The following is an 11,156-nucleotide window of genomic DNA, read 5'->3' on the forward strand; positions in this document are numbered from 1 at the left end:
CAGGGCGAAAAGGATTCTGGTCAACTCCGCATGGAGTTGTAACAGTAAGTACCCCGTGCATGCACGGGGGTATCTACATAATGCAGTTACTGTGCCAACTTTAATATGCCCTAAAATACGTAGTTTCTGTGACATGCGTTGCTTAAAGCTTGAGTTTGTTTGCAATTTGCAACTGCGTTATGCAATTTGACTCTATTATGCTAATGATTGATTAATAAATAGTGGACTTTTTAGAGCATGACTAAACTCGCCGTCCCCAAAAAGGCGAAAAAACCAACTACATCTGTCACTGTTGTTAGAATCACCGAGCCAGCCAAAGCCGGGTCCAATTTAAACTTATCCAAAATAATGGGTATCAACACACCAAATAAAGCAGCGGTAATAATGTTGACGATAATGGCCAGCGCGATGGTTCCGCCTAAAACTGGTGATTGGAACCACAATCCGGCTAACCCGCCGATGATTAGCGCCCAAGCAATGCCGTTCAGTGAGCCTATGCCCAACTCATTTTTTAAGAATTTGAATCGGTTACCTGGGGTAATCTGATTAAGCGCCATCGCACGAACCATTAGAGTCAGCGTTTGGCTGCCTGCAATGCCACCCATCGATGCAACAATTGGCATTAGTACGGCCAAAGCCACCACTTGAGCAATCACGTCTTCAAATAGCCCGATAGTGACAGACGCTAAAATTGCAGTCAGCAAATTGATGCCCAGCCACACGCCGCGTTTTTGCGAGCTTTTTAATACTGGCGCAAACAAGTCATCGCCTTCATCCATACCAGTACCGGCCATTAAGCGCGCTTCGTAGATTTCACGTTGCGTACTTAATGCAAATTGCCAATCGACTTCACCAATCAGAGTTTGGTCTGCATCGGTCACAGGCAGAGCGGGCAGTGTGCTGTGCTCTAATGCTTCTACCGCTTCGGGAAGCATCATCTTACTGTCTAGCACCGTCACCGCTTCAATAACGAGTGTTTTCAAGCGAGTATCAGGATCACTACGTAAAATTTCGTAGTAATTGACAGTCCCTCGATACTGTTTATTACGGTTGATCAGGTAGACCTGTTGAGGTGTGTCGTAGCTATAGCGCTCCATTAACTGCTTAGCCGTTCCAATCGTAATATTAAAGGGCAGGGTGATGATTTTACGCTCAGCCCAGTGGCCGAGTTCTTCATCTTCATATTCGTTTGCCTGATCGTAAAGCTCTAACTCATCTTTTTCGATTAACGCGAGCGCTTCGTTGATGATCGACTCAGGCAACGAATCCGCCCATTCGATCAGCGATAAGTTATCAAGTTTAGCGAGGGTGAGTTTTAGCTCGACTTCAGATAATGCATTGATGATAGAAAAACGTACGTCGGCACGCATTTCCGTTAACACGTCGATATGCAGTTCTAGTGGCAAAGCTCGCCACAAGCGAACACGATCATCGATTGGAAAGGCTTCCAGAATTAGGGCGACTGCGCCAGGTTCGAGACCCGCTTCAATAGATTCATTGAGCGTTGCGACTTGATCCGCTTCTTCGGCTTGGCCAATTTGCTGGATTAGAGTGGAGAGATCTTGAAACTTGCTCACCGAGTACCCCGATAGTTAATTCGTTTTATGGAAGTATGGCATGTTATTGAGATGCACAACTATGCATCTTAACCTTGCTCAAGGTACTTGAAAGTAACAGAAAAACAATAGGCTATTCGCTGTTGATGGTGAGATATGGCTGTACCAATTGGCGAATGTTCACTTTTGCGCCAATACGGGCTGCCAGCAAGTACATTCCGCCGATTTTTCTGTGTAAAAATAGGGCATCTGCTGGTGGAGTATGCCAGTATTCTTGCTCCATGCTTAGAATGGTGCCAGCCTCGCGAAGCTTTTGTGCTAAGCCGCTGGCTTTGAAATCATAGGGCTCATCGACCAACATAGGTTCACATGCCATTTTTACTAAATCGAGAATCGCTTGGCGCTGGTCAGGTAGGATGGTTTGGCTGAAGAAGCCTATTTGTTCAAGCGCATCATTCAAGCCTTGTTCGTCATTGTTAACGACAGATGCAAAAGCTTGGCGATAACCAGTGCTGAACCGCTCGCTGTACTCGCGAGTGGCCCCGAAATCTAGCAAGCCGATTTGACGAGTGTTTTCGATATATAAGTAGTTGGCGAAGTTTGGGTCGGTTTGTACCATCTTAAATTCGAACAGCTCCCTGAACAGTAATTCGAGTAGGCTGTGCATGACAAAATCCCGTGTACTCTGATCATAATGTTCGATTTTCTCAATCGGGCTACCATCAATGAATTCCATCGCGAGAACGGAGTCTGAGCAACTTTCAGTATGAATCTTCGGCACGACAAAATGAGGGTGCTCCTTCAAAGCGTCATGATAACGAATGGCAAATTGCGCCTCTCGTGCGTAATCGGCTTCATCATGTAGCTGCTTTTTCGCTTCTTCGAGCAATCCTTTGTAGTCGACAGACTCGGGAATCAACCCAACGACCTTGAGTAGTGTACCGACATTATCGACGTCGCTATCAATACTTTTCCGTATGCCCGGATATTGCACTTTGACGGCTAGGTTATCGCCCGCATCGCTGTAGGCTTGGTGCACTTGTCCTATTGATGCACTGGCGATTGGTTTGAAGTTAAATGATAGAAACTCAGCTTTCCAATTCGTTCCAAGCGAACTTTCCATTACTGCGTTGAGTTGTTTTGCAGGCATTGGGTCTGCGTTGGAGCGAAGGCGGGAGAGAATATCGGCAAGTTCAGGTTCTAAAACATCACCAGCATCCATTGAGAGCATTTGACCAAGCTTCATTGCAGCGCCACGTAGGTGAGCAAGTTGGTCGGTTAAACGCGCGATGTTTTGCGGCGTCAGCAATAGGTCTTTCGCTTTTGGTTTGTTGCCTTTGGCTATCTGCTTCGTGCCTTCTGCAATCACATTGCCTGCGACACGGGTAGCAAGTGAGGCGAATTTGCTGAATCTTGAGATGCGATGGGTAGGTAGGCTTCTTTCCTTTGCCGACATGAATCTTCTCCGCTATTTACTAACTAATTGTTATACGGGAAAAGGATATGTTTGGATACAAATGAAAAGAAAACCGCCAGCGTAACTGGCGGTTTGCGAGTTTAGATAGAGTAGAAGAAGTACAGTTGAGACTTCATTCGGATGATGATCCCGCGAATCACATCTAAGAAGGCCATGAAGCCTATCGGTTTTTCACCGCTGACCCATGCGAGGCCAACAGAGCCAACAGGGATGTCGTAGCCTTCTGGCTCATCAATCTTAAGACGAACAAAGTGGTGTTTGTTCTGTAAGTTCTTTCCAGTGGTGACACGTACGGAATCATCGAAACCCAGTAGATTACCTTGTGACTCACCTGTTGCTTCAACAATGCCTTCGACGGCCGCTGAGAAGATCTTACCTGGGTAAACGGACGAAGAGAATTCCGCTGGCTGACCCGGTTTGATGTTACGAATCGCCTGATGGTTGACCCGCATCAGCACATACTTCTCGTTAGTGTACATGTTGATACGCGGCATCATCGATACACGCTGACCTTCACGCAGGATAAAGTTGGTGACAAAGCCATCTGTTGGGGCATGAACTTTGGTGCTGTTCAAATCCCATTGCGCTTTTGCAATTTGCTCTTCAGCTTGGCGCAGTTCGGCTTGTTTGGTTTCAACTGCGAGCTCTGCTTTATGAATCGCCAGTTTTGCACGTGAGATATCGACTTGTTTCTTCTTAATTTGAGACTCAAGGGTTAACACGTTGTGACGTGCCATATCAACCGCACTCGATTGTTTGTCGATGTCGCTTTCCGTGATGGTGTTTTGCACCACTCGGTTTTGCTCAACATAACGATCTAGCATTTTTTTCTGCAATTTGTAGTCAACTTTGGCCGCTTCCAACTGGCTCTTGGATGTTTCTAGATCTTGCACTAGCGCTTCGTGGTTAGCTTCTTCAATCTCAATGTCGCCTTTTGCCGTAGCTAATGCAACGCGAGCAGAATCAGCGGATACGTTCGCTTGATTTAATGCGATTTTGTATTGCGTTGGGTCAAGTTCATAAATGAGCTGACCTTCTCTAACTTTCTGATTCGGCCTAATGTAAATGTGGTCAACTTTACCCTTCACATTGGTTGAATCTGGACGCAATTGGATGTGTGGTGACTGCACGACAGAACCACCGGATAAATCCATCGGGGTGAAGTTAATCAAACCTACCCATACGAACATCAGCCAACTCAAACCGCCAAGATAAGCGAACGATTTGGTTGCTTTGTTCCAAGGCATGCCAACCAAACGCAGCAGATAGATGAAGAGAGCCCATACCGCTAAACCTTCTAACATTACGCGTCCTCTTTTGGCTGTGTTTCTGTTTGCGGTTTACTTCTCCATGTATCACGCAGATTGATGATGGCTTTTTCCATATCAACGAATGCAAAGATAACAGCTAGCACCCAAACCCAGTGCCAGACAAACCCTATCCAGGTGAGCGCAGTGATGAGCCCTATCTGATGATGGTCTTTGCTGTGCGCCTTATTAATTGGCAATTCATGGATTTTCCAAAAGCCGTAACACGCGCCCGCGACACTCGCGATTAAAACGACAGCAGCGACAACATGTAACGCTGTATCTGCACCAGTTCCGACAAATGGGACACTCAGTAAACTCATTAAACACTCCTCTATCAAACGGTTGGCGTATTGTGATCTGGATTTGATTTAGGTCTTTCTTTGTGACAGATTCAATCAATAGAGGATTAAATTTGATGTGATTGGTAATGAAGACGGTTCGATTTATTCGCGCGATGGGCATTCTAAACATGCATAACCTCGCGTTATCTAAATACAATTTGGGCTCGGATGAACTGGGGATTCCGTCGTCGGTATTTCACAACCCAATGACACTGATCCCGCTAAAAGCCGTCGCAGAATGGTATCGTTGTGTTGAACAAGCCAGTAGTGATCCAGATGTGGTGTTGAGTCTCAGCCGAGGTATTGAACTGCAAAAGCTTGGGCCTGTGGGACGCTGGCTATTTTCTGGGAATGATTTAGCCAGCGCGATTCGACGCGTTAATTATGGTGCGAGTAACTTACAATCTGGGGCATTTTTTGCTGGCGAACAGTCGGGCAAAATCATCAAATGGACTTACCACAATCCGTTTATAGAAACGTCAGTAAAGGTGCACGATAGTATCCGCTGTGCGGTATTTATGATTAAAGTGCTACGCGAATTTCTTGGTAAAGACTATCAGCCTTTGCGCGTCAAGATTTCAGGGTCGAGAAAAAATACTGAGCGATACAGGGAATATTTCGGCTGCGAGGTGGAATGGAGTCAGCCAAAAACAGAAATATGGATCCCGGGAGATGACCGATTAGCTTCCCGCCAAGTGAGCCATCGCGAAGACAGCCGTCTAGCGATGAGTTTTTCCGATTTGGATGATTTGCTTAATATGCCCGACCCAGAAGATGAGTTGAAAGTGATTTATGAAGTGGTGAACTACAGCAGTCATTATGGATTGCCAACGTTAGAGCGCGTTTCTTCTCTGCTTGATTTATCTGAACAGCAGTTTCAACGTCGTTTGCACAAATTAGGCCTCAACTTCTCGATGGTATCCGGCTATGTATTGAGTAATGTTGCGGCTGGGTTATTGAGTAAGCGCGTGAGCATTGATGACATAGCTATGCGCCTTGGTTACACCAATGTGGCGAGCTTCAATCGTATGTTTAAGAAGCATCGTGGATTAACGCCCAAGCAGTATGCGGGAAGATTAGAAAAGTAATGCTTCACTTGTCTTTATGAAAACAAGCAATAAAAGCCCTCAAGGTAGAGGGCTTTGCTATTTTTGGTGTTGTTTAATGTAATGGCTATTTCTTAGGGCGCCAGCTTAGTGCACTTGCAACAGCGCCGATGGCAATCACATCCTTTTTTTGTTCACTAAGTTCTGGGAGCATTTGTACCGCAATGGTACCGTTCGTCTGTACAGCGGCAATTTCTTGTGTGCCTTCCTTAAAGCTATAACCCAATGGAATGTCTACCGCCATCATGGCGTCGGGACTAGTATGTACGGTTTCTACATTAAAGTGGGTGCTGCCGATACGCACTACGCCAGTCTCTTTTTTCTCGAAGCTGATGTCGATGAGAGCGGATTTTGGCTCCATAGCAAATTCTCCCACTTTGACGCCATCTTGGGTGATATCACAGGTGTAAGGATCATTCCCACCAAAATCGACGCCCATGTAGTTAACCGACATACCGCCTCCAGAGCAGCTCAGAAGCCAAGTTTCCCCGTTGTCGATACGAGTAACTTCTGCGCCCATCGTACCTTCTTTGAAAGAGATATGGTTAAACCAACTTGAGTTAGAAGCACTGCGTGAATAGTTGCCTTTGTACTTACCAGCAAAATCAAAATGACCATCTGCACCGAATCCCCAAAAATCTCCGTCGGTTTTGATCAGCATTTCTGGTTGTGCTTTTACGGCATCAGTACGATCCATGACGGCTAGGCCACCACAACCTGCAAGGAGTAGGGGAGCGAATAGAGTAAGTTTCTTCATGTTTTTCATCGTTTATAACTCGGTTACATCTAAGATTTGGTCGGTGAATTGGATCTTTTGAATGTCGTACAACTCGTCAGTGCCTGTACTCGGGCACTCAACAGAAACGCTCTTTGCTTTGATAACGGTACATTCTGCCAGTTTGTGTGGCACGATATAGGTGTTGACGCCGCCTTCACCATAAATGTTGTTGTCTTTGCTATTGCCTTCAAAGGTATTGTCTTGGTCATTACCGATGACATTCATTGCGTCGTCGCCAATGATCTTCACTCTTGTCAGCCACTGAGATTTGTAGGTGTATGCTTCTATCAAGCCGTCTTTGTTGGGAGCCATACGGAAGGTAGGCACTGTGCCTGGATTTGTCTTTTCTGTGTAAAGTTTGACGCCCGCAGAGTCGATGTTCGCGGTGTATTGCAAGTATCCGTGGAATAAGCCGCTGATCCAATCAACGGCTTGTGGATCTTGAGTTTGCATTTCTTCACGTGTTAACGCTTGGTAGCCATCTAAACCTTGTCCGTTTGCTTTTGCTACACCCATGTAAGCTTCAAAAGCGGCAGCAAAGTATTCGTGAGAATATGAAGGGCCCGTTTGTTTAACACTTTCAGGATCGAAGTCGTCCGATTTCCAATCGTCCCAGTCATACTGAGTTGGGCGCCACACCGTCGGTTTGCCCGCTTGAATATCGTTATAGATTTTTAACGCATGAGCTTGAATGTCATTTTGCAGTGCCGCAGTCCCCGTGTTAGGTGCAATACCTTGCGCTTGGACCAAGTGTAAAATTTCTTCAAAAGCGGCGTCTCGTTCGGCTTTTTTACCAAGATTGGTACAGTAATCGGCAAAATTACTCATGTAATGGCAATCGCCTTCAACTGTCAGTTCTCGATACATCAGAGATTGGCTGTTCCTTAGCCAGTTTGGTGTTTCTTTACTATTTACTAATGTTGCCACGATAGATGTGACAAGTGTATTCATATCTTCTTCGTTAAGTACCATCATGCTTACAACAAACTTTTCTAGAGAACTCGTATCAAAAGAGTGTGCTAAGCCCGATTTTGTCACTGCATCGTTCAATTTGTCTTGGCGAATCAGTTCGTTGATAAAGATTTTGGTTAACATCTCATCATTCTGTTCGTCGTTTTCGGTCAGCATTAGTGTGGCATCACGCTCGGCTAATGTCTTAGCGATACGAGACTTGTCAGCGCCGTACTTAGAGTCTGGTTGGTTTGTGAGAAGGTGTTGGATGATTTTGGCTGCACGAAAGATTTTTTCATTATTCGCACCGTCATCAACAGCCACAATGTGAAATGCATCATTGTTATTTGCTTCAGAAAGGGAGATTTTCACATAGTGGGTGAAGCCCGCATCAGCAGCCACTTTTAACTTGGCTGGAAGCTCTGTAGAAACGACAGTTGGGATTGTGACAGTGCTCAATGTTGGCGCTGGTGGTGTTGGAGGTGTCGTTGTCGATGGTTTCGAATTAGATTCACTGCCGCCGCAAGCAGTTAGACTTATCGCGCAAAATATGGCTAAAGGTGTTAATTGGGAATATCTCATTTCATGTTACTCGTAGACTTTATTAGAGCAAGAAACTTAGAAGCAACATAAAGTTCTGTCTATATAAGCAAACCAAGTCATATATATCGACATTGTTTTTTGGTAAGGACTATCATTCGATATATTTAAAAATGTAGTAGATTTTTATTCCGAAATTTATTTTTTATGTGAAGCTATATTCTGCTAATAAATAAAACATCAGGTTATTGCATGGTTTTAGGGGCGTGGAATTATTAGGATTATCGTATATGTATGGTTTGTAAGCGTATGTAAGCCCGCTTTTTATTAAAATTATCATTTAAGTGGGTTGCGCAGTATAGGACGAGCGATATACTCCCTCCATCATATTGGTGGAGTAAATGATTCATGGTGGGCAATACAATCTTACTGGTAGAAGACGACTCTGAGATTGCTCGATTAACCAAAATGTACCTCGAAGCCGAAGGCTATACAGTAACCGTTATCGACAACGGTCAAAATGCATTAGAAACGATTCACGGACTCAATCCGGACCTAGTGCTGTTAGATTTGATGTTGCCGGGAAAAAATGGCGCAGAAATATGCCAAGAGGCACGTAAATTTTATCATGGGATTATCATTGTTTTGACTGCAACCGATGATGAAATGAGCGAGGTGAGCTTATTTAAGTTCGGTGCTGATGATTACCTTACCAAACCGATAAAAGGCAATATCCTTCTCGCCCGTATTGAAGCGGCGTTGCGTCGCTATCGTCGTCAAGTTGATACCGTTGAAGAAGAAAATCTGAGCCGATATGGCATTAGCCTTTGTCTTCGTCGCTCCCAAGCATTTTATTTGCAAAAAGATATTGGTTTAACGAGCTCTGAGTTTGAAATTCTAGAGCTCCTGATGCTGAATGTCGATAAACCAGTATCTCGTGAATCATGTTGCCGTCTTGCCAGAGGCATTGAATACTGCATTACTGATCGTTCGATTGATATGCGTATATCCTCACTAAGGAAGAAATTCTCTAAGGCTCATATCCATACTGCTACCATTAAGACCATACGTCACCACGGCTATATGCTGACAGGTAAATGACGCATGTTTTCCCTGTTTACTCGTCTATATGTGGGGTTAGTTACTGGCCTTGCGCTGACTGTTGCTTTGTTTCTCTTTATGGGGGAAGAGTACATGCGCAAAACAGAAGTCGGTGTTTTTTTGAGTGATGGTGCTTATTTTGTCGATCAATACATTGAGCAACGAGGCACTCCGGATTCTCTCTATAAGAAGTTAACCGAAAACGGCAAGCAAGATTTCTTTATCTTTGATTTAACATTGGTTGAAAACTGGGACGGATCACCGCCTTGTCGAGATTGTAAGCTGCTGTACCGAATACAAGGGATACCTGTTTATCTTATTGATGGCAGTACCTATGCCGCGGTATTCTCTTTACCTAACACCTCGAAGAGTTTAGTTTTCAAAGAAAAAACGGATTTCTTTAGCCCAGATGTTGATTGGAATGAAGATTCTGAGATTGTATTTATACTGACTCTACTTTTGGTTGTTGTGTGCAGTTTAGGCATTATGGTTTACATACCTGTACGACGTCTTGACCGCCAAATTCGACAACTAACGGCTGCACAACAACAATTTGGTTATGGTGAGTTGAATACGCGAGTCGATCTAAAGCAATTTTCGCAACCCGTGAAAGAGCTCGCCCAAGGCTTCAACAACATGTCTGAAGAGATTGAGAGACGAGTACGTCAAACACACATCTTTACTCAAGCTATTCCTCATGAAGTGCGCACACCGCTGAGTCGTATTCAGCTAGCGACGGATTTAGCTAGGCGCACGAGTGGTGAAATGCAGGCAGAGTTACATGACGATATTGAACGATACGTTGATGTAGTGACGGATTTAACGTCCGATATTGTCATGCTGTCTCGCTTGAGTGTGAAAAACCATTCTTTGAGCGATTCTGTTGAAACCATGGAACTGCCTCTTTGGTGTAAAAGCCGCATGAATTACCTAGGCTTAGAGTCCACCATGTTGAGAGCAGAAAATGAACTCGCGAACCAATTGATTCACTTTCAGCCTACTTTGGGTAACCTCGTCCTCGATAATTTACTGCAAAACGCCAAGCGTTACGGTGAATCCTGCGTTGAGGTGACGATTCGAATGGTAGCGGATTGCTGGAGCATCGATATTGAGGACGATGGTCCGGGCATCCCTGAAGCGATGCGAGAAGAAGTATTTATGCCATTTTCGCGTTTAGACAAAAGCCGCAACGCCGACATGAAAGGCTTTGGTTTAGGGCTTGCCATCGCTACCAGTGCAGCGAGGCAACTGGGTTGGGAGCTTTCCGTCGGCGAGAGTCACTTAGGCGGTGCACGTTTTACGGTGCTTATTCCTGCCAACGATTAGAGTAGGCACTGCGGTAGTCTGGTTCAGCGATACCTTCATACAAATCTTCACAAGCTTGCAGCGGACCTACGACGGTTCGGTAGGGTAGGACACCTGCCCAAACAGGAATATCCATGTCTTCCGCATCGTCGTTGACGCCAAAATTGCTGATTTTCACAGATGCCTCTGTGAGTGGGATACGCAGCAGCATGGTGGCTTTGAGCTCTTTTTCATTACTCAAACGGACTTGTTTTGTTCTCCCTGGAGCGATCTGTTCGATAAAGTGATTCAGCAACCTGTCTTTTTCTTGGTTATTCTCCACCATCTCAAACTGGCCAAAGACCACGGCGCTACGATAATGCGCACTGTGGTGAAATGCACTTCGAGCCAATACCCAACCATCAAGCAAAGTAAAGGTTAAGCACGTTTGCACTCCTTGTTTGAGTGAGCGTAACAGTCGACTGTTGTTGGCACCATGGATATACACGTAATCATCGACACGCCATGCCAGCATAGGGATGACCACAGGGCCTGACTCGTTGGTTATCGCAATATGAGCGATTAGGCTTTCATCTATGATGGCGTGCAGTTTGCTAACATCAGAGACGGCTTTATGTGCGCCTTTCTTAATTTCCGTTCTATTGGTGTTGGATAGCATTTTCTCTCCTTGTTTGCTCACGATTACGAGCGA

General features: G+C 45.0%; 10 protein-coding genes. 3 read left to right on the forward strand and 7 right to left on the reverse strand.

The features are described 5' to 3' along the window. Positions 1-230: 230 nt before the first annotated feature. The 4 genes from ACWYVB_RS10650 to ACWYVB_RS10665 all read right to left on the reverse strand — a co-directional run bounded on the left by ACWYVB_RS10650 (position 231) and on the right by ACWYVB_RS10665 (position 4,663). A complete protein-coding gene (locus tag ACWYVB_RS10650; protein WP_005396363.1) occupies positions 231-1,577 on the reverse strand; it encodes a magnesium transporter in 1,347 nt (448 codons plus the stop codon). Positions 1,578-1,689: 112 nt separating this feature from the next. Beyond that, entirely contained in the window at positions 1,690-3,012 is a 1,323-nt protein-coding gene (locus ACWYVB_RS10655) for an ABC1 kinase family protein (RefSeq protein ID WP_258615282.1), read from the reverse strand. Between the two features lie 101 nt (positions 3,013-3,113). Further along, positions 3,114-4,337 carry an HlyD family secretion protein gene (locus tag ACWYVB_RS10660; RefSeq protein ID WP_104970538.1) on the reverse strand — a complete coding sequence of 408 codons (1,224 nt, stop codon included), beginning with the start codon at positions 4,335-4,337 and terminating at the stop codon, positions 3,114-3,116. Further along, the gene (locus ACWYVB_RS10665; RefSeq protein WP_104970539.1) at positions 4,337-4,663 is read right to left on the reverse strand and encodes an MFS transporter; all 327 of its coding nucleotides are present in this window, start codon (positions 4,661-4,663) and stop codon (positions 4,337-4,339) included. Before ACWYVB_RS10665 ends, ACWYVB_RS10660 begins: the two co-directional genes overlap by 1 nt. A 107-nt stretch (positions 4,664-4,770) precedes the next feature. Here ACWYVB_RS10665 and ACWYVB_RS10670 point away from each other — a divergent pair, with 107 nt between their 5' ends. Beyond that, positions 4,771-5,772 (forward strand): AraC family transcriptional regulator, encoded by a 1,002-nt coding sequence (locus ACWYVB_RS10670; RefSeq protein WP_054866979.1) that lies wholly within the window; start codon positions 4,771-4,773, stop codon positions 5,770-5,772. Positions 5,773-5,857: 85 nt separating this feature from the next. On the opposite strand, the gene ACWYVB_RS10675 is transcribed toward ACWYVB_RS10670, so the two are convergent. Together ACWYVB_RS10675 and ACWYVB_RS10680 are read right to left on the reverse strand one after the other, a co-directional pair. Continuing rightward, positions 5,858-6,547, reverse strand: coding sequence for a VV20781 family protein (locus tag ACWYVB_RS10675; RefSeq protein WP_046876149.1), 690 nt, complete (start codon positions 6,545-6,547; stop codon positions 5,858-5,860). 12 nt (positions 6,548-6,559) lie between these two features. Next, entirely contained in the window at positions 6,560-8,101 is a 1,542-nt protein-coding gene (locus tag ACWYVB_RS10680; RefSeq protein WP_457528914.1) for a hypothetical protein, read from the reverse strand. Between the two features lie 366 nt (positions 8,102-8,467). Here ACWYVB_RS10680 and ACWYVB_RS10685 point away from each other — a divergent pair, with 366 nt between their 5' ends. Both ACWYVB_RS10685 and ACWYVB_RS10690 read left to right on the forward strand, forming a co-directional pair. Continuing rightward, positions 8,468-9,160, forward strand: coding sequence for a response regulator transcription factor (locus tag ACWYVB_RS10685; RefSeq protein WP_104970541.1), 693 nt, complete (start codon positions 8,468-8,470; stop codon positions 9,158-9,160). Between the two features lie 3 nt (positions 9,161-9,163). Then, a complete protein-coding gene (locus tag ACWYVB_RS10690) occupies positions 9,164-10,486 on the forward strand; it encodes an ATP-binding protein (protein ID WP_317411393.1) in 1,323 nt (440 codons plus the stop codon). Here the strand turns inward: ACWYVB_RS10690 and ACWYVB_RS10695 are convergent. Continuing rightward, positions 10,467-11,123, reverse strand: a complete 657-nt coding sequence (locus ACWYVB_RS10695; RefSeq protein WP_005396375.1) for a pyridoxamine 5'-phosphate oxidase family protein — start codon at positions 11,121-11,123, stop codon at positions 10,467-10,469. The two genes, ACWYVB_RS10690 and ACWYVB_RS10695, sit on opposite strands and share 20 nt — an antisense overlap. Between the last annotated feature and the right edge of the window lie 33 nt (positions 11,124-11,156).

It is taken from the genome of Vibrio sp. JZG10, assembly GCF_054064075.1.

Coding starts and splice junctions, on each gene's coding strand:
- ACWYVB_RS10675 (WP_046876149.1), bottom strand. CDS start 6,547: ATGAAGAAACTTACTCTATTCGCTCCCCTACTCCTTGCAGGTTGTGGT.
- ACWYVB_RS10680 (WP_457528914.1), bottom strand. CDS start 8,101: ATGAGATATTCCCAATTAACACCTTTAGCCATATTTTGCGCGATAAGT.
- ACWYVB_RS10655 (WP_258615282.1), bottom strand. CDS start 3,012: ATGTCGGCAAAGGAAAGAAGCCTACCTACCCATCGCATCTCAAGATTC.
- ACWYVB_RS10665 (WP_104970539.1), bottom strand. CDS start 4,663: ATGAGTTTACTGAGTGTCCCATTTGTCGGAACTGGTGCAGATACAGCG.
- ACWYVB_RS10660 (WP_104970538.1), bottom strand. CDS start 4,337: ATGTTAGAAGGTTTAGCGGTATGGGCTCTCTTCATCTATCTGCTGCGT.
- ACWYVB_RS10695 (WP_005396375.1), bottom strand. CDS start 11,123: ATGCTATCCAACACCAATAGAACGGAAATTAAGAAAGGCGCACATAAA.
- ACWYVB_RS10685 (WP_104970541.1), top strand. CDS start 8,468: ATGGTGGGCAATACAATCTTACTGGTAGAAGACGACTCTGAGATTGCT.
- ACWYVB_RS10690 (WP_317411393.1), top strand. CDS start 9,164: ATGTTTTCCCTGTTTACTCGTCTATATGTGGGGTTAGTTACTGGCCTT.
- ACWYVB_RS10670 (WP_054866979.1), top strand. CDS start 4,771: ATGAAGACGGTTCGATTTATTCGCGCGATGGGCATTCTAAACATGCAT.